This is a genomic window from Streptomyces sp. NPDC051740 (genome assembly GCF_044453165.1).
Lineage (GTDB): Bacteria > Actinomycetota > Actinomycetes > Streptomycetales > Streptomycetaceae > Streptomyces > Streptomyces atrovirens.
Genome location: NZ_JBITCL010000014.1, coordinates 67517 through 90939, shown reverse-complemented (window position 1 = coordinate 90939; position 23423 = coordinate 67517). Strand labels below are relative to the sequence as shown.

Here is a 23423-nt window from a genome sequence, read left to right as displayed (position 1 = left end):
TTCCCGTGCTCGACGCCGACTTCTTCCGCCGTTGGATGACGGCCACCGCCGCGTCCGTGGACCGCGAGGCGGAGCGGCTCACCGCGCTCGACTCGCCGATCGGGGACGCCGATCACGGCAGCAACCTGCAGCGCGGGTTCCGGGCGGTGAGGGACGCGCTGGACAAGGAGCCGCCCGCCACTCCCGGAGCGGTGCTGACCCGGGCCGGGCGGCTGCTCATCTCGACGGTGGGCGGTGCGTCCGGTCCGCTGTACGGGACGCTGCTGCGCCGCACCGGCAAGGCGCTCGGGGACGCCGCCGAGGTGGACGGCCGGCAACTGGCCGAGGCGCTGCGCGCCGGGGTGGACGCGGTGCGGCAGCTCGGTGGCGCCGCACCGGGCGACAAGACGATGATCGACGCGCTGGTGCCCGCGGTGGACGCCCTCGGTGACTCCTTCGCCGCCGCGCGCGACGCGGCCGAGGAGGGTGCCGTGGCGACGACTCCGCTGCGGGCGCGCAAGGGCAGGGCCAGTTATCTGGGTGAGCGCAGCATCGGGCACCAGGATCCGGGGGCCACGTCGGCGGCCCTGCTGATCGCCGGGCTCGTGGAGGCCGACGGTGAGTGACGGAAAGCCGGTGGGGATCGTGCTGGTGTCGCACAGCGCGGCGGTGGCCGCGTCGGTGGCGGAGCTGGCGCAGGGTCTGGCAGGCGTCGGCGGGGCGGTTCCCGTGGCGCCGGCGGGTGGCACCGAGGGCGGCGGGCTGGGCACGAGCGCCGAGTTGATCGCCGCGGCGGCCGCGTCCGTCGACCGCGGGGCGGGGGTGGCCGTGCTGACCGACCTGGGCAGCGCGGTGCTCACCGTGAAGGCGCTGCTCGCCGAGGGCGACGAACTCCCCGAGCGGACCAGGCTGGTGGACGCGCCGTTCGTGGAGGGCGCGGTGGCCGCGGTGGTCACGGCCGCCACGGGGGCGGACCTGGCGGCGGTGGAGGCGGCGGCCGTGGAGGCGTACACGTACCGGAAGGTGTGAGGAGGACGGCGGCACCCGGCCGGTTCAGTCGTCCGTGTCCACGAACCGCCGGGCCAGCCGTTCTCCTGCCGTCACCGCGGCCCGGCGGTCCTCGATGGGGGTCACCCGGCTGTCCTTGAACACGATGTAGGTGACGCCGGAGGGTGTGCCGCCGCTGTGCGGGTCGGGGTCGATGCCGAGCGACTCGGCCATGGCGTAGGACGCCTCGCCGATGATGTCGGCGGGGCCGGTGTCGCCGACGACCGCGTACCGCACGCGGTCGCGGTACACCACCGCCACGACCGATCCGCCGCGCACGCCGTGGGACCGGTGGTTCCACACGGCGCTGGGCGCGGGCACCACCACGTAGGGGGTCTCCTCGGAGCTCAGCGGACGGCCGTCGGACTGGACGAAGGCCGTGGAGGAGGAGAAGTACGGGTCGGTGCGGGCGTTGCAGCGGAGACCGGGGCGGCCGTCGCAGTCGATGTCCATGTCGGCCTTCCAGAACACGGCGTCGCGGGTGCCGCACACCGGGACGGTGGCCTTGGCGCCGTGATCCTCGCGGTAGCGGCCGCGGGAGACGGGGGCGCAGGTGCGCACCTTGGCCAGCAGGTCGGCGGCGGAGACGGGGGCCGTGCGCCGTGCGGGCGGTTCGTCGGCACGCACCTCGGCCGGAGCGGTGGCGGCGGGGGCCGGATCCGTACGCCGTGCGGCCGGATCCGTACGCCGTGCGGCCGGATCCGTACGCCGTGCGGCCGGATCCGTACGCCGTGCGGCCGGATCGGTGCGTACCTCGGCAGGCGCGGTGGTGGCGGGGGCCGTGCGCCGTATGGCCGGATCCGTGCGTGCCCCGGTCGGCGCGGCGGTGGGGGCCGGGGCCGTGCGCCGTGCGGCCGGTTCGGTGCGGGGCTGGGGTGCGGTGGCGGGGGGAGCCGAGGGGGCCAGCAGGGCGACACCGGCCATGGCCAGGGTGAGCGACTGGACACGGGACACGATCAAGGGGGCCTCTCGTCGGGGTCACGGACGCACACTCACGGGCACTTTGCACCATTTCGCCCTGATATGGCGGCGTGACGGCCCCGACAGGGCCGGACGGAGCACGATCGCACCAGCGACCACGACAAGGGGCCGGGGTCCGGGTCCGGGTCGACCCGGACCGTCCGGCCACCCGCGCCGGCGCGGGATCTGCGACGACAGCGGTCCGCGCCACGGACTCGAACTCCCCTGATTCAAGGGGCGGTTCGACCCGTTCGGACTTCAGCATACGTAACGCGCGAACACTCCCCCACCCCCACCCTCTTGATGTGACCGCGTCAGCCCCGCCATATTGGTACGGACCATTGTCCGGGCAGTCCCGTGTGTCACCCCCGGGAGGCGGAGTCGTGCGTGGCGTTCCCCCAGCCGTGTCCCCGTGTCGCCTTCTCGCGCTCGGCGGGGTTCTCCTGCTGCTCACCTCCTGCCGCTGGGGAGGCTCGGACGACCGCGGTGGTGGTGAACGGCCGCCCGGAGCGCCGACCGGTGTCACGGCCGAGGCGGGCAGCGCCACCAGCGTGCACGTCATGTGGAACGCGGTCGCCGCCGCCGACGACGCCGAGGTGAGCCAGTACGAGGTATATCGGGGCACCACAAAGGTGAAAGAAGTGCCCGGTGCCGAGCACATGGTGGACGTCACCAGGCTCCGGCCCGCGACCACCTATGTGTTCACGGTGCGGGCCCGGGATGCGGACGGGCGGCTCGGGCCGCGCAGCCGGGAGGTCCGGGCGACGACACCCGGGGCGGCCACGGCCGACGACACCGCCCCCACCCGTCCGACGGAGCTTCGCGGCCGGGCCGCCGGGAACCGGGCGGTCCAGTTGTCATGGTCCGCCTCGAAGGACGACCGGGGTGTGGTGTCGTACAACATCTACCAGGGCGGAACGAAGATCCACAGTGTGGGCGGGAACCAGACAGCCTCCGTGGTGACGGGGCTGCGGCCGGGCACCCGCTACTCCTTCACGGTCCGGGCCCGGGACGCGGCCGACAACCTCTCCCCGGCCGGCGCCGCCGTCCGCCTCACCACCGCGGGCAGCGCGGACGGCCGGACCGGCGCTCCCACCGGTTTCCGGGCCGCGAGTGAACGGTCCGACGGCGCGTACCACATCGTCCTCCACTGGGTGCCGCCGCGCGTCGACGGGGTGGTCACCGAGTACGAGGTGCGCCTGGACGGCCGGGTCGCCACCTCGCTCGTCTACGGCGGTGACGCACCGCGCGACCGGGCGACGTACCGCTTCTACGCCGGCCGGGAGGCCGGTGTCGCCCACCGGGTGCGGATCCGGGCGATGCTGCCGGACGGTACCTGGGGCGGTTTCTCGGCGGAGCGCACGGTGACGACGGGCGCCGGGCGCTGACCCGGCCCCGGGCTCGGCCGCCCGGAGGAAGCCGTCACCTGCCCGGATGCCGCCGGAGTGCGCTCAGGTCCGGGGGCCCGTTGGCTTGCCTCGTGGCAGCACGGGCGCTCCCCGACCTCGGCGGCGCAAGGGATGTACCGCCGGCCGTGCCGCCGGAAAGCGGTCCACATGCGCACCTCGAAGCAACTGCTCCGCTCCGGTCCGGCGGCGGCTGCCGCCGCCGTGCTCGCGCTGACCCTGGCCGGGCCGGCCGCCGCGGCCGGGATCTCCGTCAGCACCACCGGGTCGACGGTCTCGGTGAGCACCGGTTCGTGCACCCAGATCAACGGCCACTGGGGCACCGCCTCGCTGCTCAGCAGCGGCCAGACGAGTTTCTCGCAGGGCCGTCAGGTGGCGCTGTCGGGGAGCGGTTCGGGACAGTCCGCCGCCTGGTCGAATGTCGGTCCGGGCACGTACACGGTGGTCGTGGTGTGCTCGAACGGCGGCACCGCGGGCACGCAGTCCGTCGTCGTCTCCACGGCTCCCAGCCCTTCGGTCTCGCCCACGGCCTCGCCGTCCCGCGGGGTGATGGGCGGCATCGGCGGCGGTTCGACGGACTACGGCACGGTCACGCTGGTGGCGGGCGTCGCACTGGTCGGCACGGGGATCGCCGCCACGGCCTGGTACCTGCGCCGCCGCAGCGCTCCGCGCCACTTCTAGACCCGGCGCCGGCCGCCGTCACGTCCGACGCGCTCCGGGCGGGCGGCCGGCGTCGACCCGTCGCGGTGTCACGCCTCCCGTACGCCCGGAGGCTCCGGTTCGCCGGCGTCCGGCAGCAGGGAGAACTCCGTCAGCGCGTGGTCGAGCCACTGGGTCCAGAAGGTCTCCAGGTCGATGCCGGCCCGCAGCACCAGATGCCGCAGCCGGTCCTCCGGTCCGTCCCTGCCGGGCGGGAAGTCGCGCCGCTCGATCTCCCGGTACTCCGCCAGCTGGCGCTCGTGCAGCTCCCGGTGGCGCCGCAGGTCGGCGGCCAGGCCCGCGGTGCCGACCACGGCCGCCGCCCTCAGCCGCAGCAGCATCGCGTCGCGGTGCGGCTTGGGATCCTGGGAGGCGGAGGTCCAGCGGGCCAGTTCCGCGCGCCCCGCCGGCAGGACCTCGTACGCCTTCTTCTGCCCCCGGGCCGGCTGCTCGGAGGGAAGGGCCCTGATCAGGCCCTCGGCCTCCAGTTTCCCCAGCTCGCGATAGATCTGCTGGTGCGTCGCGGACCAGAAGTAGCCGATCGACCGGTCGAACCGGCGGGTCAGCTCCAGCCCCGACGACGGCTTCTCGAGCAGGGCGGTGAGGATCGCGTGCGGGAGTGACATGGGCTCATCCTAGGGACGGGCCGCGCCCGGCCTACAGGGCCGCCGCCAGCTCGGTGCCCTGCTTGATGGCGCGCTTGGCGTCCAGTTCGGCGGCCACGTCGGCGCCGCCGATCAGGTGGACGGCGCGTCCGGCGGCGACCAGTTCCTCGTACAGGTCGCGGCGCGGCTCCTGGCCGGTGCACAGGACGACGGTGTCGACCTCCAGGACGGTGCTCTCGCCGTCGACGGTGACGTGCAGTCCGGCGTCGTCGATCCGGTCGTAGCGCACGCCCGGAACCATGGTGACGCCGCGGTGCTTGAGTTCGGTGCGGTGGATCCAGCCGGTGGTCCTGCCGAGGCCGGCGCCGACCTTGGACGTCTTGCGCTGCAGCAGGTGGACGGTGCGCGGCGGGGCGGGTCGCTCGGGTGCGGCGAGGCCGCCGGGGGCGCGGTAGTCGAGGTCGACGCCCCACTGACGGAAGTACGTCTCGGGGTTCTCGTGCGCCTTGTCGCCGCCGTCGGTGAGGAACTCCGCGACGTCGAAGCCGATGCCGCCCGCGCCGAGGACGGCGACCCGGTCACCGACGGGGGCGCCGTCGCGCAGGACGTCGAGGTAGCCGAGGACGCTCGGGTGGTCGACGCCGGGGATGTCGGGGGTGCGCGGGGTGACGCCGGTGGCGACGACGGTCTCGTCGTACCCGGCCACGTCGTCGGCGGTGACGCGCGTGTCGAGGCGTACGTCGACGGCCAGTTCGGCGAGGCGGGTGCGGAAGTAGCGCAGGGTCTCGTCGAACTCCTGCTTGCCGGGGACCTTGCGGGCCACGTTGAGCTGGCCGCCGATCTCGCTCGCGGCGTCGAACAGGGTGACGTCGTGGCCGCGTTCGGCGGCGCTGACGGCGCAGGCGAGGCCGGCCGGTCCCGCGCCGACGACGGCGACGCGCTTGCGGCGGCGGGTCGGGGAGAGGACCAGCTCGGTCTCGTGGCAGGCGCGCGGATTGACCAGGCAGGAGGTGATCTGTCCGCTGAAGGTGTGGTCGAGGCATGCCTGGTTGCAGCCGATGCAGGTGTTGATCGCCTCCGGGCGGCCGTCGGCGGCCTTGGCGACGAAGTCGGGGTCGGCGAGCATGGGGCGGGCCATCGACACCATGTCCGCCGCGCCCTCCGCGAGCAACTGCTCGGCGAGTTCGGGGGTGTTGATGCGGTTGGTGGTGACCAGCGGGACCGACACCTCGCCCATGAGGCGCTTGGTCACCCAGGTGTACGCGCCGCGCGGCACGGAGGTGGCGATGGTGGGGATGCGGGCCTCGTGCCAGCCGATGCCGGTGTTGATGATCGTGGCGCCGGCCTCCTCGACCGCCCTGGCCAGGGTGATCACCTCGTCCAGGGTGGAGCCGCCGGGCACGAGGTCGAGCATGGAGAGCCGGTAGACGACGATGAAGTCCTCGCCGACCGCCTCGCGCACCCGGCGGACGATCTCGACGGGGAAGCGCGTGCGGTTCTCGTACGAGCCGCCCCAGCGGTCGGTGCGGTGGTTGGTCTGCGCGGCGATGAACTCGTTGATCAGGTAGCCCTCGGAGCCCATGATCTCGACGCCGTCGTAGCCGGCCCGCCGGGCGAGGCGGGCGGCGCGGGCGTAGTCGTCGACGGTGCGCTCGACCTCGGCGTCGGTGAGTTCGCGGGGCGGGAAGGGGCTGATCGGTGCCTGCACGGGGCTGGGGGCGACCAGGTCCCGGTGGTAGGCGTACCGGCCGAAGTGCAGGATCTGCATCGCGATGCGCCCGCCCTCGCGGTGCACGGCGTCGGTGACGGTCCGGTGCTGCTCGGCCTCGGCCTCGGTGGTGAGCTTCGCGCCGCCCTCGTAGGGCCGCCCCTCGTCGTTGGGGGCGATGCCGCCGGTGACGATGAGGCCGACCCCGCCGCGGGCGCGGGCGGCGTAGAACTCGGCCATGCGGGAGAAGCCGCCCTCGGCCTCCTCCAGGCCCACGTGCATGGAGCCCATGAGGACCCGGTTGGGCAGGGTGGTGAAGCCCAGGTCGAGGGGGGTCAGCAGGTGGGGGTAACGGCTCATCGGGCCCTCCGTGCGCGGTGTCGTGCCTGTAGTTGTAAGGCACGCGCACCGCTTTATGCAACTAGTTGCATAAGAGACGGAGGGCACACGGGGCCGGAGGCGTCACCGGCTTTCGAGGCGTACGTGCAGCTCCTCCTCCTGGTCGCCGGGGACCGTGCTCAGCTCGTGCACCGTGAACAGGGAGCCCAGGGTGGTGCGGAACCGGTCGATCGCCCAGTAGCCGCCGTGCGCGTCGGCGTCGACCGACGCGGCCAGCCGGGCCTCGGGCCGGGCGCCCTCGCGCGCGTCGGCGACGTCGAAGGTGCCGAGCCACACCGTCGGGCGGGTCTCGGAGAACTCCTCCGGTACGTCGTCGGAGCACCGGTCGGACGTGAAGCACGCGCACAGCGTGTCGAACACGATCCGGGCGTCGTCCTTGCTGCATCCGCTGATCTCGACCGAGACGGACTCCGGGTGCGGTCGTTCGCTGCCCATCGTGATCGCTCCTCTCGTGGCCCACGCGTCCCCCGCCCCTCACTCAGCAAAGCACCACCCGGCGAAGAGCACTACCCGCGCGCCGCTGCCGCGGCGACGGCTTCGCGGGCGCCCGCCCCGATGGTGGGAGAAGCTGGAACCGGACGGCAGGAGCGGCGGAAAATCAGCCCCGCGCGCGGTAGAACAAGGGGTGTCGGCACGGTGACGACGTGCCGTGGGAATCGGTGAAGGCGGGGCGTGCGATGAGTGCAGCGGGGTCACCCCCGGCCGACGGCGACGGGCCGGCGCGCGGGCCGGTACGTCCCAGCGGGCTGCTCGACGTGCTGCGGGTGGCCTCGGTGGTCCTGGACGCCGAGGGGCGGATCGTGCTGTGGAGCCCCCAGGCCGAGGAGCTGTTCGGGTACGGCGCGCGGGAGGCGCTTGGCCAGTACGCCGCCCGGATCATGGTGCACGAGCAGCACCTGGACCTCGTGGTGAAACTCTTCGCCGACGTCATGCGCACCGGACGGAGCTGGGCCGGGGCCTTCCCGATCCGCCGCAAGGGTGGCGACACCCGGTTGGTGGAGTTCCGCAACATGCGGTTGCTGGACGCCCGGGGGAACGTGTACGCCCTCGGTCTGGCGGTGGACCGGTCTACCGTGCGCCGGCTGGAACAGGACGTGGCCCTGTCGACCCGGATCGTCGCCCAGTCCCCCATCGGGCTGGCCGTGCTGGACACCGGTCTGCGCTACGTCTCGGTGAATCCGGCGCTGGAGCAGATCAACGGCATCCCGGCCGAGGAGCATCTGGGCCGCACGGTCCGCGAGGTGCTGCCGCTGGTGGACGCCGAGGAGCTGGAGACCGGCGCGCGCCGGGTCCTGGACACCGGCCGGCCCGTCGTCGACCGTCCCATGACCGGCCGTACCCCGGCCGATCCGGACGAGGACCACGCCTGGTCGGTCTCGCTGTACCGCCTGGAGAACGCGCTCGGCACGGTGCTGGGCGTGGCCGTGTCGGTGGTGGACGTCACCGAGCAGCACCGGGCGAACGCCGAGGCCGAGACCGCGCGGCGGCGGCTCGCCGTGATCGCCGACGCCACCGCCCGGATCGGCACCACCCTGGACCTGGACCGTACGGCCGGTGAGCTGGCCGACGTGGCCGTGCCGGAGCTGGCCGACGCGGCGGCGGTGGATCTGCTGGAGGCGGTGGTACGGGGCCGTCGCAGCACCCTCGGCCCCACCGAGCCGGCGGTGATCCGGGCGCTGGCGGTGCGCGGGGTGGACCCGGCGTCCGAGGTGCTGGCGGCGGCCGACCCGCCGGGCCGGGTGACCCGGTACGCGCCGGACCGGCTGATCACCGAGTGCGTGCGCACCGGGCTGCCGGTGATGGTGCCGCGGACCAAGGACGAGGACCTGGCGCGGATCGCCCGCTCCCCGGAGGCGGCCGCGCTGCTGGCGCGGGCGGGAGTCCACTCGTATCTGGCCGTGCCGCTGATCGCGCGCGGGGAGGTGCTGGGCGCCCTCGACCTCACCCGCACGCGCAACCCCCTCCCGTTCGACGAGGACGATCTGCTGCTCGCGCGGGAGCTGGCCTCCCGCGCGGCCGTGCAGATCGACAACGCCCGCTGGTACCAGAACGCCCGCGGCACCGCCCTCACCCTGCAGCGCAGTCTGCTGCCGAGCCATCCGTCCGTGACGGGCGGCCTGGAGGTCGCCTCCCGCTACCAGCCGGCGGGCGCCACCAGCGAGGTCGGCGGCGACTGGTTCGATGTGATCCCGCTGGAGGACGACAGGACGGCCCTCGTCGTGGGGGACGTGATGGGCAGCGGCATCCCCGCGGCGGCCACCATGGGCCGACTGCGCACGGCCACCCACACCCTCGCCTCCCTCGGCCTCGATCCGGCCGTCCTCCTGGAGCACCTGGACCGGATCACCGGCGGCCTGGACCAGGCGATCGCCACCTGTGTCTACGCCGTCCACGATCCCCGCGAGCGGCGGTGCACGATCGCCAACGCCGGGCATCTGCCGCCGGTCCGGGTACGGGCCGGGCACGCTCCCGAACTGCTCGATCTGCCCACGGGGGTGCCGCTGGGGGTGGGCGGGGTGGCCTTCTCCACGACCACCGTCGAGCTGGAGCCGGGCGATCTGCTGGTGCTCTACACCGACGGTCTCGTCGAGACGCGCCGGCATCCGCTGGACGAGCGCCTGGACCGGCTGCTGGCCCTGCTGGACCACCCCGGCGACTCCCTGGAGGAGCTCTGCGACCTCCTCCTGCGCACCCTGCACGAACCCGACAACTTCGACGACGTGGCCCTGCTCATCGCCCGCGCGACGACACCGGGTCCCTGAGCGGTCCCGGGGCCTGCCGGCACGTTCCCGTCGTCCGCCCGGAGTGCGGGCCCGGCGACGCCCGGTACGTAGCGGGCATCGCCGGGCGGGAAGGCGGCGACAGGGCCTAAGGCCTCACACCGATCACGACATGGGCGTACCTCTCGTCGGAGGTGGCCAGGCGGGTGCGCAGGCCGGCGGTGGTGAAGGCGTCGACGGCGGCGGGGGCCTGGCGGCTGCTGGTCTCCACCAGGAGGCAGCCGCCCGGCGCGAGCCAGCCGGGCGCCCCGGCGGCGACCCTGCGCAGCACGTCGAGGCCGTCCGCGCCGCCGTCGAGCGCGACCAGCGGCTCGTGGTCGCGGGCCTCCGGGGGCAGCAGGCCGATCTCGTCGCTGGGCACGTACGGCACGTTGGCCGCGAGGATGCCGACGCGGCCCCGCAGCTCGCCGGGGAGCGCCGCGAACAGGTCGCCGGTGTGGACCTGGCCGCCGAGTCCGGCGACGTTGCGGCGGGCGCAGCGCACGGCGGCCGGGTCGATGTCGGCGGCGTGCAGCTCGACCGTGCCGAGTCCGGCGGCCAGGGCCGCGCCGACGGCGCCGGAGCCGCAGCACAGGTCCACGACGACGGACGCGTCCGGCGCCTGGGCGAGTGCCTGCTCGACGAGGAACTCGGTACGGCGGCGGGGCACGAAGACACCGGGTTCCACGGTGATGCGCCGGCCGTGGAACTCGGCCCAGCCGACGACGAGTTCGAGGGGCAGTCCGGCCGCCCGGCGCTCGACCATCGGGGCGATGTCCCGGGGGGTGGGCGCGGCGGCGAGGATCAACTCGGCCTCGTCCTCGGCGAAGACGCAGCCGGCGGCACGGAGCGCGGCCACGACGGCGTCCCGGGACGAGGACGGTGGAACGGCGGAGGGAGAGGGCGACGGAGACGGCATGTGCGGCAAGAGCTTTGGGCCTTTCGGGAGCCGAAGGGCGCTCTCGCGGTCACCTACTGCCGGTGGTCCGCGTCGCTTCGAGGTGAGAGCACCCGACCTGACACAGCGGTAATGGGTCTCACCTCCGGGACGTCCTTCGGCTGGGGCGGTCCGCAGCCGGACGGCCACACTACCCGACGATCACCGCCGCCGTACGGTGTATGAGGGATCCGGGACCGCGGAGGGAGGCGGGCGCGGGCGGGTGGAGGGAGGCGGGCGCGGGCGGGTGGAGGGAGGCGTGCGCGGACCGGCCCGCGGGGCCGTGACCGGCCTGGCACCGCATCGGTCGCGGGCACCACGTACGGTTGAACACGGAAAACACCTGAGCACCAGTCGCAACGGAATCGCCGATCACGTGAACATCACCCGAGGCTTCACCGGCCGCCCTCGCGTGCACAATCCCGGACTGCCCCCGGGTCAGTACGACGCGGGCGACGAATGGCCCGTCCTGTCCGCCGAGGTCACACCCGACCTGGCGCCCGCCGACTGGACCTTCCGGATCGACGGGCTGGTGGCGGAGCCCCGCACCTGGGACTGGGAGCAGGCGCACGCGCTGCCGGCCTCGGCGTACGAGGGGGCCATCCACTGTGTGACGAGCTGGTCGAAGTTCGGGGTGCGGTTCGGCGGCGTCTCGCTGGACGCGTTTCTCCATATGGTCCGGCCCCATGGCTCGGCGACACATGTGGTCGCGTATGCGCACACCGGCTACACCACCAGCCTGCCGCTCGCCGATGTGACCGGCGGCCGCGCCTGGATCGCCTGGGAGTACGACGGCCGACCGCTGTCTCCCGAGCACGGCGGCCCGGCACGGCTGATCGTGCCGCACCTGTACTTCTGGAAGAGCGCCAAGTGGATCGCGGGGCTGCGGCTCCTCGACCACGACGAGCCGGGCTTCTGGGAGGGCAACGGCTACCACGCACGCGGCAACCCCTGGGAGGAGCAGCGGTACTCCGGTGACTGAGCGGACGACATCGATGACACCCGTGACACCGGCGTCACCGGCCGTACCGGGGTACTCCGCCCCGCCGACGCGGTTCGCGGTGCCCGGACGGATCGGCGTGAACGAGCGGACCGCGTCCGTATGGCGGACGGCGACCCTGACGGAGATCCGCCGCGAGACCCCGCGGGCGACGACCTTCCGGTTCGCCGTGCCCGGCTGGCCGGGGCATGTGCCCGGTCAGCATCTGCTGCTGCGGCTGACCGCCGAGGACGGCTATGTGGCCCAGCGCCACTACTCGATCGCGTCGGCGCCGGACGGCTCCGGGCACCTCGAGCTGACCCTGGACCGGGTCGAGGACGGCGAGGTCTCGGGCTGGTTCCACACGGTGGCCCGCCCCGGTGACCGGGTCGAGGTGCGCGGCCCGCTCAGCGGCTTCTTCGCCTGGCCGGGCGACCGGCCCGCGCTGCTGGTGGGCGCCGGCTCCGGAGTGGTCCCGCTGATGTCGATGGTGCGGCACCACCGGGCCCGGGACATGAGACTGCCGCTGCGCCTGGTGGTGTCGGCCCGCAGCCCCGAGGAGCTGATCTACGCACGGGAGTTCGGCGCGGAGACGACCCGGGTGTTCACGCGCAGCGCCCCGGAAGGTGTGCCCGTGGGACGTCTGGCGGCCGCACATGTGGCGCCGCTCCTGGCCAAGCAGCCTCCTGGTGGGTGGGAGGCCTATGTGTGCGGCTCCAACTCCTTTGCCGAGCACGCCTCCAGGCTGCTCGTGGCGGCCGGCCAGCCCGTGGAGCGGATCCGTATCGAGCGCTTCGGCTGACCGGGACGTCCCCGTCGGGGCGCCCACCGTTTCGCACAGCCCCGGCCGGGCACCCGGCCGGGGCTGTTCCGTGGGTGCCGCGCGCCGCGGAGTGAGCCGCCGGGGGCCGCCGTCGCGTACGGCCGTCCGTGCCCCGGCCTCGGTGACGGCAGGGAGGTCCGAGATGCGAACGCGGGTGCTGTGCCGGCGCCGGCGCAGTCCGCTGTGCCGCCGCTCGGACGTCGTCGAGGCGTGGACGGTGCTGGCCGTCGCCGTGCTGCTGTGTGTGGTGGCACCGCTGGTGGGGGCGGTCGTCGCCTGGTGGGCGCACGGTGAGGCGCGGGCGACCGCCCTGGAGCAGCGCGCCGACCGCCACCGCGTGCGCGCCGAGGTCGTGGAGCGGTCCACACAGGTGCGGCCCTCCGCCCAGACGGGCGGACGGCATGTGTTCCGCGCGGATGTGCGCTGGACGGAGCCGGGTGAGGGGACGCGCACCGCCGTCGCCCGCGTCCCGGCGGACGCGCGTCCCGGTGACGTGGTGCACGTGTGGTTCGACTCCCGTGGGCGCGATGTGCCGCCGCCGGTCGACGACGCCTCGGTGTGGCGGTACGGCATCGGCATGGGGGCCGGTGCCGCGGGAGGCACCGCGGCCGTGGTGCTGCTCGCGCACCGGGCGGTGCGCGGGGCGACGACGCGCCGCAGGCTGGCGGAGTGGGAACGGGAGTGGGCCCGCACCGGACCGGAGTGGACGCACCGCGGCGTCTGAGCCGGCGGCCACCTTCCGCCGAACCCCCCGACAGCAATCGCTTTCCACGCCCACCACCTGGGACTTCACCCGGAGCCTCTGGCGATGCCGCCAGTGATCCACGTACGGTGTCATCGCTTCGCACTGTCCCTTCACGAAGGCGGTCCCTGATGGCCCTGTTCGACCTCCCCCTCGACGAACTGCGCGAGTACCGCAGCGCGTCCACCGCGCCCGAGGATTTCGACGCGTTCTGGTCCAAGACGCTCGACGACGCGCGCGAGCACGATCTGGACGCCCGTTTCGAGCCGGTCGACACGGGACTGTCGACGGTGCGCGTCTTCGACGTGACGTTCGCCGGGTTCGGCGGTCACCCCGTCAAGGGCTGGCTGACGCTGCCCGCCGACGCCGACGCCCCGCTGCCGCTGGTGGTGGAGTTCATCGGCTACGGCGGTGGCCGCGGACTGCCGCACGAGCACCTGCTGTGGGCGTCCACGGGCCGGGCCCACTTCGTGATGGACACCCGGGGCCAGGGCAGCGCCTGGGGTGCCGGCGGCGGTACGGCGGACCCGGTGGGCGGCGCTCCGGCGTACCCCGGTTTCATGACGCGCGGCATCGACGCGCCCGAGAACTACTACTACCGCCGGGTGTTCACGGACGCCGTACGGGCGGTGGAGGCGGCGCGGTCGCACCCGCTGACCGACGCGAGCCGCACGGTCGCCGTGGGCGCCAGCCAGGGCGGGGGCATCACCATCGCGGTGGGCGGTCTGGTCCCGGACCTGGCCGGCATCGCGCCGGACGTGCCGTTCCTCTGCGACTTCCCGCGCGCGACGACGCTCACCGACCGGCAGCCGTACCGGGAGATCGGCTCCTACCTCAAGACGCACCGCGGCCGCTTCGAGGACGCCCTGCGCACGCTGTCCTACTTCGACGGCGTGCACTTCGCCGCCCGCGGCAGTGCGCCCGCCCTGTTCTCGGCGGCCCTGGAGGACCAGACCTGCCCGCCCTCGACGGTGTTCGGGGCCTTCAACGCCTGGGCGCACGACGACAAGGCGATCGAGGTGTACGACTTCAACGACCACGAGGGAGGCGGCGCGTTCCAGGAGGCGGCCAAGCTGCGCTGGATACGCTCGTACATCTGAGGGACCGTACGGTTCCGGCCGAACTGCCGGACCGCTCTTCCCTGCTGGTGTAGACCAATGGTAGATGTGGTGGCGCAACGAGCCCGCACGACTACGGAACGTCACCAACAGGAGGCGCGGCATGGCCCGCACCACCCCGCACGACCACTCGCCCACCGAAGGTGAGCCCCTTTACCGGAGGATCGCCACGGAGTTGCTCGGCGAACTGCGGGACGGAACGATTCCGCCCGGCGAACGCCTCCCGGGCGAGCGGCGGTTGGCCGAGCATTTCGAGGTCAGCAGGGAGACCGTACGGCAGGCGCTGCAGGTGCTGCGCCGTGACGGGCTGGTCGCCACCGACCGGCGGGGCAGCCATGCCACGCTGCCCGGCCCGCCGGTGGAGACGCCGGCGTCGTCCGGTTTCCCGCTCGGCGCGCGATGGGCCGGCCGGGGCGCGGTGGCCAGGGCCACCGTGGCCTGGGAGGCTCCGCCACCCGGGCACGCCGAGGCCCTGGGAGCGACCCCGGCCCGGCCGACGCTGGTGCACCGCTACTGGTCGGCGTCGGCCGACGGGCGGGAGTTGCGGGCGGCGGTGACATCGTTTTCCGCCGTGGCGCTCGCGGAGGTCGAGGAGCTGGGCCGCTACCGCGACCGGGCCGACGGCACCGGTGCGGCGGAGCTGCGGCGGGCCTACGACTGGATGCGCCGGGCGGGTCTGGCACTGCATCACCGCGACACGATCACGCCGGTCGCGGGGACGCCGTCGGTCCGGGTCACCCGGCGCGTGCACGACCAGTACGCCCGCCCGCTGGAGATCACCGAACTCGTCATGGACGCCCAGGAGGACGTCCTGGTCTACGAGTTCACGGTCCCGGCGGCGGTCTGACCGGGTCCGGGGCGTCCGGCGACGACCAGCCGGACCCGTGGACTGCCGTCCCGGCGCCGTCCGAACTCGGGCAGTGCCCACGACTCCACCCGGAACCCGGCCCGGGTCAGCTCGCGCCGCACGGCACCGAAGCGGAAGGCTCGGTAGTACATGACGAACGGCGGGCGCCACACCGCGTTGCGCACCCGCATCACGGCGTCGAACCCCAGCAGCATCCCGTACGTGAGCGAGCCCGGCCGGGGCGGCGCGACCACGGGGAAGACGAAGCGTCCGCCCGGCCGGAGCACCGAGTGGACCTGCGCGAACAGCCCCGGCAGTTCACGCGGCAGGAAGTGGCCGAACGCGCCGAAGCTGACCACGAGGTCGAAGACCGGACCGAACGGCAGTGCCCGCGCGTCCGCCCGCACCCAGCCGGTCGCCGGCCCCGGCGGCCGGACGCGTTCCCGCGCGACGGTCAGCATGCCGGTGCTGAAGTCCACGCCGGTGACGCTCTCCCGGCACACCTGCCGCAGTACGTCGACGCCCGCGCCGGTGCCGCAGCACAGATCGAGCCCGGCCTCGAAGGGCCCGGCCCGCCGCAGTGCCTCCGTGGTGGCGTCGAGCACCGAGTCGGGCGTGCGGAAGGGGGTGTGGTCGAACTTCGGCGCGAGGAGGTCGTAGCCGCGTTCCACGGACGACAGCGCCTGGACGGCGAGTTCGCGCAGCCGGGGGCCTTCGGGGCTGAACATCCGGTCAGCCTAGGGGAGCACGGCCGCGCACCACGGTCAGCACCCGCTCGCACCAGCCCGGATTCTCCTCCTCGAAGGCGATTCCGCCCAGCAGGGTGAGATACGGTCCGACCCGGTCGGCCTCCCTCCACGTCGACGACGACGGGCGCGTCGACGAGCTGACCGTGATGGTGCGTCCGCTGTCGGGTGCGCGGGCGCTCGCGGCGGCCATGGGGGCGCGGTTCGAGCGGATCGCCCGCGAGGCGGGAGAGAAGCCCGCCTGAACCCGCGCGGGAGCGAGACTCCGACACGGGCCCGCCGGTCGTCACCGGCGGGCCCGTCGTCCGTACGGACCACGCTTTTCCGTACCCACCACCGCACCGGGTGGTACAGTGCAAGCAGCACTCGTGTTACGCCCCCCTCTTGTTCGGGCGCCGGTGCCAGTTCCTCCTCGCACATCACCTCGGTTCGCCGCTTCCGCCCGTCGTGTCCGACCGGCGTACGGCTTTCCCGCACCACCTCGTCGGCCGGGTCTCCTCCCGCCGCGACCGGGGTGCTGTTCTCCGCCGCCCGGAGGCGCGTGTCCGCCCTCCCCGCGCGGTTTCCCTCCTTCCCACCGCACGTCCCTGTCCGTCGTCCGCGAAAGGACCGACCCCCATGACCATCACCACACTCGATCACCCTCCCGTAGGGCAGCGGCCCCAGCTCGTCACCGGTGTCCTCGACATCGACGCGGCCGGGAAGGGGCAGCTGCGCGCCGAGAACTGTCTGCCCTCCCCCTCCGACCCGTCCGTCTCCCCCGCGCTGCTGCGCCGCCACGGCCTGCGCAAGGGCGACCTCGTGGAGGGCGTGCGCGGCGACCGGCGCGCCCTGACCGAGGTCACCCGCGTCGAAGGCCGCACGCCCGACGCACCGCACGCCCGGCGGCACTTCCGCGACCTGACACCGCTTCACCCGCACCGGCGGCTGCGCCTGGAGCACCCGGCGTCCGGCCTCGCCGGGCGGGTCGTCGATCTGCTCGCGCCGGTCGGCAAGGGACAGCGCGGGCTGCTCGTGGCGCCGCCCAAGACCGGCAAGACCGTCCTCCTCCAGCGGCTCGCGGCGGCCGTCGCCGGCAACCACCCCGAGTGCCGGCTGATGGTGGTGCTGCTCGACGAACGCCCCGAGGAGGTCACCGACATGCGGCGCTCGGTGCGCGGCGAGGTGTACGCCTCGACCTTCGACCGGCCCGCCAAGGAGCACATCGCGCTCGCCGAGCTGGTCGTCGAGCGGGCCAGGCGGCTGGTCGAGGCGGGCGAGGACGTCGTCGTGCTCCTCGACTCGCTGACCCGGCTGTGCCGGGCGTACAACAACGCGGCCGCGTCCGGTGGCCGCACCCTCAGCGGCGGTGTCGACGCCTCCGCGCTGCTCGGGCCCAAGCGGTTCTTCGGCGCCGCCCGGCAGACCGAGGAGGGCGGCTCGCTCACGATTCTCGCCTCCGCCCTGGTGGAGACCGGCTCCCGGGCCGACGAGTTCTGGTTCGAGGAGCTCAAGAGCACCGGCAACATGGAGTTCCGGCTGAGCCGCGAGGCCGCCGCGCGGCGGCTGTTCCCCGCCGTCGACATCACGGGATCGGGCACTCGCCGCGAGGAACTGCTGCTCACTCCGGCCGAGTTGACCGCCGTACGGGGACTGCGGCGCGTGCTGCGGTCGCGGGACGGGCTGGCCGATCTGGAGACCCTGCTGGGCCGGATGCGTGAGGCCCCCGACAACGCGGCGTTCCTGCGGCGCGTCCAGCCGACCCTGCCGGGCGGCTGAGGCGCCGTCGGCGTGTGGCATCCGGGTGCTCGCGGGCGGTCCCCGGCCGGGGCAGCGCGGTGATCGGGGGGTCCATTCCTACGTTTGCGGTATGACTATCGGATTTACTTCGCGGGCTACCGTGTCGACCTGGGTGCTCTGCGCGGCGGGCCTGCTGGTGACGGCGCCCGCGGCGGCGATCGCCGACGTCGACCCCGGGCCGCGGGTGGCGGCCGGGTCACTGCTGCACCGGCCCGGCACGCACGTCCGCCCGCGCCCGGGGGCACCCGAGGTCCCGGATCCGTCCGCCCTGTCGTGGCTGGTCGCCGACGCCCGCACCGGCGACGTACTGGCGGCGCGCGATGCGCACCGTCGGCTGCCGCCGGCCAGCACGCTCAAGACGCTGTTCGCGCTCACCGTGCTGCCGATCCTCCCGGCCGGCATCCGGCACCGGGTCGGCGAGGAGGAACTGGCGGGCATCGGCCCCGGCAGCAGCCTCGTCGGGGTCGTGGAGAACCGTACGTACCGGGTGTCCGACCTGTGGAACGGGGTCTTCCTCAGTTCCGGCAACGACGCCGTGCGCGTGCTGGCCGCGCTCAGCGGGGGCTGGCGGGCCACGGCCGAGCGGATGCAGGCCAAGGCCCGCGCGCTGGGCGCCCTCGACACCCGGGTCAAGTCACCCGACGGCTACGACGCACCCGGCCAGGTGTCGTCGGCGTACGACCTGGCGGTGTTCGGCCGGGCGGGGCTGCGCAACCACGAGTTCGCACGGTACTGCGCCCGGCACGAGGCGCTGTTCCCGGCCCGCGACGGCGGCTCGTACGGCATCGTGAACACCAACCGGCTGCTCACCGGCGCGGACGGCGTCGAACCCTACGAAGGTCTGCTCGGCATCAAGAACGGCTACACCGGCAACGCCGGCAACACCCTCGTGGCCGCGGCACACCGGGACGGCCACACCCTCGTGGTGACGGTCATGAACCCCCGGTCGGGCGGCGGCCACGCGGTGTACGAGGAGGCCCGCACGCTGCTGGACTGGGGCTTCGAGGCGACCGGGCACGTGACCCCGGTGGGCTCCCTGGACGCCCTGCGCCCCGGCCCGCCGGCCGGCCCGCAGGCGGAGCCCGCCACGACTTCCGTGGCCCGAAGCCACGACACCCCGGCCCACCCGGTCACCTGGACCATCGCCGCGGCCGCCCTCCTGGGCGCCGCGAGCGTGTCCCTGTACCTACGCCTCAGATGGGGCCCGGTACCGACGAACTGAGGGCAAGTGCAGCGCCCCCGAAGGGGCGCGGGGCTGTACTCGACATGCGGCTCCGCCGCGTGGGCGCGACAAGCCCCGCCGTCCCGCGGCAGAACGCGAAACCGCCATCTGTCCCCAAGGGGCGCGGGGAACTGCGCGAATCACGTCAGCACCGGTGCGGTCACCGAATCCAGCGCGGGGACCGGCCGCACTTCCCCGACCGGCCGCCCGCCCCCGAGCAGCAGCTCACCCCGGAACTCCCCGAGCAGGGACGGATCCACCCCGGCCCGCACGAGCGCACCCGCCGCCACGGGAACCCGCGCCCGTCCCGCCCCATCCGCGATCTTCACAGCAACCGCCCGCCCGTCCGGCAGCGCAGCGACCTGCACGCCCTCGAAGCCGTCCTTCGCGAGCAGCCCCGGCACCGCCCGCATCAGCGCGGCCACGTCCCGCCCCGCCCCGGAGGCCATCTCCGCGTGCTCCCGCATCGCGTCGGCGACGCGCGCCTCAGGGGTGCCGGACGCGGCGGTGGTGATCCGCGCGGCGGCGCGGGCGAGACCCCGCAGGGAGACCGCGAACAACGGCGCGCCGCAGCCGTCGACGGTGACCGTGGTGACGCGCTGCCCGGTGAGGTCCTCGACGATCTCGGCGATCGCCTGCTGGAGGGGGTGGGCGGGGTCGAGGTAGTCGTCGAGGGACCAGCCGTTCAGCCTGGCCGTGTACAGCATGGCGGCGTGCTTGCCGGAGCAGTTCTGGGCGAGCCGGGACGGCGGGCGGCCCTCGTGTACCCAGGTGTCCCGGACGACCGGGTCGAACGGCAGGTCGGGGACGTTGCGGAGGTCGTCCTCCGTCAGCCCGGCGAGTTCGAGGATGCGCCGGGCGCCGGCGAGGTGGCGTTCCTCGCCGGAGTGGCTGGCCGCGGCGAGCGACAGCAGTTCGCCGTCGAGCGGCAGCCCCGCGCGGACCATCGCCACCGCCTGGACGGGCTTGAGCGCGGAGCGCGGGTAGCAGGCGGCCTCGATGTCGCCGAGCCGGAAGCCGGCCTCGCCGTCGGGGCCGAGGACGACGACGGAGCCGTAGTGGACGCCTTCGACGACCCCGCCGCGTATCAGGTGGGCGACGGGGGCGTGGAGGGGCTCGCGGATCAGGGGTGCGTCCGCGGGGACGGTGCTGTACATCACACTGCCTGGGGGGAGTCGTGGGCCGGCGTGCGCGCGGGGCGCACGATGTCGGTGAGGGTCGTCTCGACGCGGTCGAGGTGGTGGGTCATGGCCTCGACCGCGTCGTGCGCGGAGCCGTCGGTCAGTGCCTCGACGATCGCCCGGTGCTCGCGGTTGGACTGCTCACGGCGTCCGCCGAGTTCGTTGAGGAAGGCGGACTGGCGGGCCAGCGCGTCCCGGATCTCCTCGATGACCCGGCGGAAGACCGGGTTCTGGGCGGCCTCGGCCACGGCGAGGTGGAAGAGGGTGTCCATCGCGACCCACGCCATGGTGTCGGTCTCGTGCTCCATCCGGTCCAGCAGACGGGTCAGCCGGTCCAGGTTCTCCGGGGTGCGGCGCTCGGCGGCGTACCCGGCGACCGGGATCTCGATGTGCCGGCGCACCTCGAGCAGGTCGCTGGCCGCGTAGTCGCCGAAGGTGGGGTCCTCGACGGCGTCGGCGACGACGAAGGTGCCCTTGCCGGTCCTGGACACGGTCAGGCCCATGGTCTGCAGGGCCCGCAGCGCCTCGCGCAGCACGGGCCGGGAGACCTCGAGGGTGCGGCACAGCTCCGCCTCGGAGGGCAGCTTGTCGCCGATCGCGTACTCGCCGCGCTCGATGGTGCCGCGGAGGTGGGAGAGGACCGCTTCCATCGCGCTGACGCGCCGCGGACCCGCACCACCTGTCTGGCTGTCTGACAGGTTCACGGGGCCGATGGTGCGGGGGCGGCGCGGGCGCTGTCAAGCGAAGGGCCCGTGCCGGGAGGGTGGGGTCAGCCACACCCCCCGTCGGGGGGTCCCCGCCACTCCCTTCCGGGGGCCGACGTCATTCCGCTCCGTGGAAATCGCTCACATACTCAAGCGCATGGTCGATCCGACGGTACTCACCTCTGTCCCGCCCACGCCCGCACGCGAAAAGGGAAGCGACTTTTCCGAATTGTCACGGCGCATGGCCGAAGCGGGTCTGCTGCGGCGCCGCCCTCTCTATTACACGCTGCGCTTCGGGGCCGTGGGAATGGCGCTCGCGGGCGGTGTCGCCGCTTTTCTCGTCCTGGGTGACAGCTGGAGCCAGCTGATCGTCGCCGCCGCTCTGGCCGTGGTGTCCGGGCAGCTCGGACTGGCCGCGCACGATCTGGCCCACCGCCAGGTGTTCTCCCGCCGGCGCCCCAGTGAGACCGGCGGACTGCTGGTGGCCAATGTGCTGCTGGGCATGAGCTACGGCTGGTGGATGAACAAGCACACGCGCCACCACGCGAACCCCAATCACGAGAAGAAGGACCCGGATGTCGCTCCCGACATCATCGTGTGGTCACGGCGTCAGGCGAAACAGGCGAAGGGGCCGGCGCGATTCATCGGAAAGCACCAGGCGGCCCTTTTCTTTCCGCTGCTGACCCTGGAGGGCCTCAATCTGAGTTTCAGCAGTTTCAAGGCCCTGCGCAGCCCGTCGATGAAACGGCCGGTGCTGGAGGGGGCGCTGCTGGTCGCCCACTTCGCCGTGTACTTCGGCGGTCTGTTCCTGGTCCTCTCCCCCGTCAGGGCGCTCGCGTTCATCGCCGTGCACCAGGGGCTGTTCGGGATCTACCTGGGCTCCGTGTTCGCCCCCAACCACAAGGGCATGCCGATGATCGAGGAGGGCACGGAGCCGGACTTCCTGCGCCGCCAGGTCCTCACCTCCCGCAACGTCGACGGCGGGGTGTTCGTCGACGTGTTCATGGGCGGGCTGAACCACCAGATCGAGCATCACCTGTTCCCCAGCATGCCGACGCCGGCCCTCGGCCGGGCCCAGGTCATCACCGAGCGGTACTGCGCCGAGCTGGGCATCCCGTACTGCCGGACGGGTCTGCTCGCCTCGCACCGTCAGGCCCTGCGCCACCTCAGGCAGGTCGGGGAGCCGTTGCGCGACAGGGTCTAACCCCACACCGCCCCGGCCAGGGCCGCGCCCGCGAAGGCCGCGCCCAGGCCGGCCGCCACGCTCGCCGCCACGTTCACGGCGGCGTAGCCGCGGGCGCCGGTCTCGGTCAGGCGGAGGGTCTCGTAGGAGAAGGTGGAGTAGGTGGTCAGGGCGCCGCACAGGCCCGTGCCGAGGAGCAGCTGGAAGCGGGAGCCGGCCGCGCCCGCGGCCACCGCGCCGGTGAGCAGGCCGAGGACCAGGCTTCCGGTGACGTTGACCGTGAAGGTTCCCCAGGGGAACACCGAGTCGTGCCGGGACTGCACCGCGCGGTCGGTGAGATAGCGCAGCGGGGCGCCGGCCATGGCTCCCAGCACCACGTACAGCCAGTTCACCGCGGCGCCCCGCCCGTCCGGTCCGTGGCACCGGTGCCGTCGTCGCGGCGCGCGTGCCGGACGACCTCGCAGCGGTCGAGGAGGACCAGGCCCTCGCCGACCAGCCCGTCGAGTTCCGGCAGGAAGGCCCGTACGCGCTCCTCGGTGTCCACCACGACGACCGCCACCGGCAGGTCCTCGCTGAGGGAGAGCAGCCGGGAGGTGTGGACGACGGAGGAGGCGCCGAAGCCCTCGACGCCGCGGAAGACACTGGCCCCCGCGAGCCCGGCCGCGTGGGCCCGGTGGACGATCTCCGAGTAGAGGGGCCGGTGGTGCCATGTGTCGTTCTCGCCGACGTACACGGTCAGGCGGAGGACGGTGCCGGTCAGCCGGGTCATGGCTGCCTCCTGGTCAGGACGCGGCGGGTCGCCGTGGCGGCCGTCCACACGGCGGCGAGCGCCGCGAGCGGGGTCACCGCGAGGTACACGAGTCCGGCGCCCGCCCTGCCGCCGTCGAGCAGGTTCCGGATGTCGACGGCGTACGTCGAGAAGGTGGTGAAGCCGCCGAGGACGCCGGTGCCGAAGAACGGGCGGAGCAGGGGGTGGGCGGCGCGGACCTCGGTGATGGTCACCATGAACACGCCGATGACGGCGCAGCCGGCGACATTGACCCAGAGGACCGTCCAGGGGAACCCGTGCGCCGGTGTCGGCCACCACAGGGAGGCCGCGTACCTGGCCGCCGCTCCCGCTCCCCCACCGAGCGCGACGGCGGCGACGACGGGGGTCTGGGCGCGGAAGGCGGGGCGGGCCCGAGGGCTCTCGGTTTCCGGGGTTGTCACCGTCGTACGTCTCCCACTCGCTCGGGATCAGCGTAACGTCCCGGAACGCGGCGGGTCATGTCGCGGCCCCACGCGCTGCCAGCCCTTCTCGAACAGCCGCGCCGCCTCGGCGATCCGTGCCTCGTCGCGCCGGTAGCGCACACGGGCGCCGGAGCCGTCGGTGCGCAGCAGGCCGAGGGCCGTCAGCAGCCGCAGGTGGGTGAGGGCGGCCGGGTGGGGCAGACCGAGCAGCGCGGCGACGGTCTCCGCGGTCAGTCCGTCGGCCGGCGCGTCCTGTTCCCTCAGCAGCGTCAGGACGCGCAGTCGTGTCCCGTCGACGGGGGTCCTCGGCATCTCGTACACCTCCGCGCCGGGCCTCGCGCTCCGGAGCCCTTCCACTCTGCCGTGGGCG

General features: G+C 73.7%; 25 protein-coding genes and 2 pseudogenes. 14 read left to right on the top strand and 13 right to left on the bottom strand.

The features are described from left to right. Positions 1-5 precede the first annotated feature (5 nt). Together dhaL and ACIA6T_RS23300 are read left to right on the top strand one after the other, a co-directional pair. Positions 6-605, top strand: a complete 600-nt coding sequence (dhaL, locus tag ACIA6T_RS23305; protein WP_399448500.1) for a dihydroxyacetone kinase subunit DhaL — start codon at positions 6-8, stop codon at positions 603-605. Then, positions 598-1008, top strand: a complete 411-nt coding sequence (locus ACIA6T_RS23300; RefSeq protein WP_399448382.1) for a PTS fructose transporter subunit IIA — start codon at positions 598-600, stop codon at positions 1006-1008. The genes dhaL and ACIA6T_RS23300 overlap by 8 nt, the downstream gene beginning before the upstream one ends. A gap of 24 nt (positions 1009-1032) precedes the next feature. On the opposite strand, the gene ACIA6T_RS23295 is transcribed toward ACIA6T_RS23300, so the two are convergent. Continuing rightward, positions 1033-1986 carry a glycoside hydrolase family 75 protein gene (locus tag ACIA6T_RS23295; RefSeq protein ID WP_399448381.1) on the bottom strand — a complete coding sequence of 318 codons (954 nt, stop codon included), beginning with the start codon at positions 1984-1986 and terminating at the stop codon, positions 1033-1035. 404 nt (positions 1987-2390) lie between these two features. Between ACIA6T_RS23295 and ACIA6T_RS23290 the strand changes: the two genes are divergently transcribed. Both ACIA6T_RS23290 and ACIA6T_RS23285 read left to right on the top strand, forming a co-directional pair. Next, positions 2391-3374 carry a fibronectin type III domain-containing protein gene (locus ACIA6T_RS23290; RefSeq protein WP_399448380.1) on the top strand — a complete coding sequence of 328 codons (984 nt, stop codon included), beginning with the start codon at positions 2391-2393 and terminating at the stop codon, positions 3372-3374. Positions 3375-3542: 168 nt separating this feature from the next. Further along, on the top strand, positions 3543-4073 hold the full coding sequence (locus ACIA6T_RS23285; protein WP_399448378.1) for a hypothetical protein: 531 nt from the start codon (positions 3543-3545) through the stop codon (positions 4071-4073). A 68-nt stretch (positions 4074-4141) separates the two neighbouring features. Here ACIA6T_RS23285 and ACIA6T_RS23280 read toward each other — a convergent pair whose 3' ends face one another. From ACIA6T_RS23280 to ACIA6T_RS23270, 3 genes are all read right to left on the bottom strand, one after another. Beyond that, positions 4142-4717, bottom strand: a complete 576-nt coding sequence (locus ACIA6T_RS23280; RefSeq protein WP_399448377.1) for a PadR family transcriptional regulator — start codon at positions 4715-4717, stop codon at positions 4142-4144. A 31-nt stretch (positions 4718-4748) separates the two neighbouring features. After that, complete coding sequence (locus tag ACIA6T_RS23275; RefSeq protein WP_399448376.1) at positions 4749-6764, bottom strand: FAD-dependent oxidoreductase; 2016 nt, start codon at positions 6762-6764, stop codon at positions 4749-4751. A gap of 102 nt (positions 6765-6866) precedes the next feature. After that, on the bottom strand, positions 6867-7238 hold the full coding sequence (locus ACIA6T_RS23270) for a hypothetical protein (protein WP_399448375.1): 372 nt from the start codon (positions 7236-7238) through the stop codon (positions 6867-6869). Between the two features lie 242 nt (positions 7239-7480). Between ACIA6T_RS23270 and ACIA6T_RS23265 the strand changes: the two genes are divergently transcribed. Then, entirely contained in the window at positions 7481-9565 is a 2085-nt protein-coding gene (locus ACIA6T_RS23265) for a SpoIIE family protein phosphatase (RefSeq protein ID WP_399448374.1), read from the top strand. A 106-nt stretch (positions 9566-9671) separates the two neighbouring features. Here ACIA6T_RS23265 and ACIA6T_RS23260 read toward each other — a convergent pair whose 3' ends face one another. Continuing rightward, entirely contained in the window at positions 9672-10481 is an 810-nt protein-coding gene (locus ACIA6T_RS23260) for a putative protein N(5)-glutamine methyltransferase (protein WP_399448373.1), read from the bottom strand. Positions 10482-10875: 394 nt separating this feature from the next. On the opposite strand from ACIA6T_RS23260, the gene ACIA6T_RS23255 reads away from it, so the two are divergent. From ACIA6T_RS23255 to ACIA6T_RS23235, 5 genes are all read left to right on the top strand, one after another. After that, positions 10876-11481, top strand: a complete 606-nt coding sequence (locus ACIA6T_RS23255; RefSeq protein WP_385048808.1) for a sulfite oxidase-like oxidoreductase — start codon at positions 10876-10878, stop codon at positions 11479-11481. Between the two features lie 13 nt (positions 11482-11494). After that, complete coding sequence (locus ACIA6T_RS23250; RefSeq protein ID WP_399448372.1) at positions 11495-12280, top strand: ferredoxin reductase; 786 nt, start codon at positions 11495-11497, stop codon at positions 12278-12280. 163 nt (positions 12281-12443) lie between these two features. Next, positions 12444-13025: a hypothetical protein gene (locus tag ACIA6T_RS23245; protein WP_399448371.1), complete on the top strand. Its 582-nt coding sequence runs from the start codon at positions 12444-12446 to the stop codon at positions 13023-13025. A 149-nt stretch (positions 13026-13174) separates the two neighbouring features. Beyond that, entirely contained in the window at positions 13175-14143 is a 969-nt protein-coding gene (locus tag ACIA6T_RS23240) for an acetylxylan esterase (protein WP_399448370.1), read from the top strand. Positions 14144-14264: 121 nt separating this feature from the next. Continuing rightward, on the top strand, positions 14265-15008 hold the full coding sequence (locus tag ACIA6T_RS23235) for a GntR family transcriptional regulator (protein ID WP_399448369.1): 744 nt from the start codon (positions 14265-14267) through the stop codon (positions 15006-15008). On the opposite strand, the gene ACIA6T_RS23230 is transcribed toward ACIA6T_RS23235, so the two are convergent. Next, a complete protein-coding gene (locus tag ACIA6T_RS23230; RefSeq protein WP_399448368.1) occupies positions 14978-15736 on the bottom strand; it encodes a class I SAM-dependent methyltransferase in 759 nt (252 codons plus the stop codon). The two genes, ACIA6T_RS23235 and ACIA6T_RS23230, sit on opposite strands and share 31 nt — an antisense overlap. Before the next feature lie 4 nt (positions 15737-15740). Then, a pseudogene (locus ACIA6T_RS23225) lies at positions 15741-15863 on the bottom strand (PadR family transcriptional regulator); the annotation flags it as partial. Here ACIA6T_RS23225 and ACIA6T_RS23220 point away from each other — a divergent pair. The 3 genes and pseudogenes from ACIA6T_RS23220 to ACIA6T_RS23210 all read left to right on the top strand — a co-directional run. After that, positions 15862-15999: pseudogene (locus ACIA6T_RS23220) on the top strand (nuclear transport factor 2 family protein); the annotation flags it as partial. The pseudogenes ACIA6T_RS23225 and ACIA6T_RS23220 sit on opposite strands and share 2 nt — an antisense overlap. Before the next feature lie 373 nt (positions 16000-16372). After that, the gene (gene rho, locus ACIA6T_RS23215; RefSeq protein ID WP_399448366.1) at positions 16373-17512 is read left to right on the top strand and encodes a transcription termination factor Rho; all 1140 of its coding nucleotides are present in this window, start codon (positions 16373-16375) and stop codon (positions 17510-17512) included. Between the two features lie 91 nt (positions 17513-17603). Further along, a complete protein-coding gene (locus ACIA6T_RS23210; protein WP_399448365.1) occupies positions 17604-18755 on the top strand; it encodes a D-alanyl-D-alanine carboxypeptidase family protein in 1152 nt (383 codons plus the stop codon). A gap of 140 nt (positions 18756-18895) precedes the next feature. On the opposite strand, the gene ACIA6T_RS23205 is transcribed toward ACIA6T_RS23210, so the two are convergent. Together ACIA6T_RS23205 and ACIA6T_RS23200 are read right to left on the bottom strand one after the other, a co-directional pair. Then, positions 18896-19912 (bottom strand): asparaginase, encoded by a 1017-nt coding sequence (locus ACIA6T_RS23205; protein ID WP_399448364.1) that lies wholly within the window; start codon positions 19910-19912, stop codon positions 18896-18898. Further along, entirely contained in the window at positions 19912-20586 is a 675-nt protein-coding gene (locus tag ACIA6T_RS23200) for a FadR/GntR family transcriptional regulator (protein WP_399448499.1), read from the bottom strand. The genes ACIA6T_RS23205 and ACIA6T_RS23200 overlap by 1 nt, the downstream gene beginning before the upstream one ends. Before the next feature lie 211 nt (positions 20587-20797). Here ACIA6T_RS23200 and ACIA6T_RS23195 point away from each other — a divergent pair, with 211 nt between their 5' ends. After that, positions 20798-21844, top strand: coding sequence for a fatty acid desaturase family protein (locus tag ACIA6T_RS23195; RefSeq protein WP_399448363.1), 1047 nt, complete (start codon positions 20798-20800; stop codon positions 21842-21844). Here ACIA6T_RS23195 and crcB (ACIA6T_RS23190) read toward each other — a convergent pair. The 4 genes from crcB (ACIA6T_RS23190) to ACIA6T_RS23175 are packed head-to-tail and all read right to left on the bottom strand — an operon-like array spanning position 21841 to position 23365. After that, entirely contained in the window at positions 21841-22215 is a 375-nt protein-coding gene (gene crcB, locus ACIA6T_RS23190) for a fluoride efflux transporter CrcB (protein WP_399448362.1), read from the bottom strand. The two genes, ACIA6T_RS23195 and crcB (ACIA6T_RS23190), sit on opposite strands and share 4 nt — an antisense overlap. Then, positions 22212-22592, bottom strand: a complete 381-nt coding sequence (locus ACIA6T_RS23185; RefSeq protein ID WP_399448361.1) for a DUF190 domain-containing protein — start codon at positions 22590-22592, stop codon at positions 22212-22214. Before ACIA6T_RS23185 ends, crcB (ACIA6T_RS23190) begins: the two co-directional genes overlap by 4 nt. After that, the gene (crcB, locus tag ACIA6T_RS23180; protein WP_399448360.1) at positions 22589-23032 is read right to left on the bottom strand and encodes a fluoride efflux transporter CrcB; all 444 of its coding nucleotides are present in this window, start codon (positions 23030-23032) and stop codon (positions 22589-22591) included. The genes ACIA6T_RS23185 and crcB (ACIA6T_RS23180) overlap by 4 nt, the downstream gene beginning before the upstream one ends. A 27-nt stretch (positions 23033-23059) precedes the next feature. After that, a complete protein-coding gene (locus tag ACIA6T_RS23175) occupies positions 23060-23365 on the bottom strand; it encodes a helix-turn-helix domain-containing protein (RefSeq protein ID WP_399448359.1) in 306 nt (101 codons plus the stop codon). Positions 23366-23423 lie beyond the last annotated feature (58 nt).